General features: G+C 68.6%; 1 pseudogene. It reads left to right on the forward strand.

The features are described from left to right. Positions 1 to 416 (forward strand): annotated as a pseudogene (locus tag ACXJKJ_RS30365) (hypothetical protein); the annotation flags it as partial. Between the last annotated feature and the right edge of the window lie 412 nt (positions 417 to 828).

The raw sequence follows: 828 nt of genomic DNA on the forward strand, positions 1-828 counted from the left end.
CTGCTGCGCCGGCTGCACCGCAAGCCGGTGTGATGCCGCCGCCGCCGCGCCCGATGCCGGGTGGCGAGCGCGGCCCGGGTCCGGGCCGTGGCGGTGACGTCCGCGCCGAGGTCAACCGGATCGTGGTCAACAGCCTCAAGTCCGACACCATGGACCCGGCCGACACCCAGTACCTGGCCCAGCTCGTGGCCAACCAGACCGGCATGAGCCAGGCTGAAGCGCAGGCCCGCGTGACCGACATGCAGACCCGTCTGCGCGCCACGCTGGACAAGGCCAAGGCCGACGCGAAGCAGGCCGCCGATGATGCCCGCAAGGCGACCGCGTATGCCGCGCTGTGGCTGTTCATCACGCTGCTGATCGGTGCCTTCAGCGCCAGCCTGTTTGCCACCTGGGGCGGTCGCCGTCGCGACCTGTAAGCCCCCAACGTTCAACGAGGAGAATTCACCATGAAGTATCTGCTGCTGTGGTTCCTGGGCATTCCGATCCCGATCCTGCTGCTGATCGCGCTGCTGCGCTGACGTAGCGCGCGCCGGATAACGGGTATCGACCGACGGTCGATACCCGCCGGGCAAGAAGTACCGCCGGGCCGCCATCGTGCGGCCCGGTGTCGTTTCAAACAGGCGAATAGAAGGTGCTTCCCCCCTCTGARGGGAGCGTCTTGTTGCAAGCGCCGGTGCAGAGTGAGAACAGCGCTACGCGCTTGGACGGGGATTACCGGCGACGTGTGSATCGGGCKKTGTCTTCGCYCRGGTMTGTCGCGMGCGTGWGRGCCCCGYRGCRGCCGGTAGGCCCCTGGCGCAAATGTCCCCCGGCCGCKKGGCGGCCTCC

The sequence above is a fragment of the Roseateles sp. P5_E1 genome, assembly GCF_054049335.1.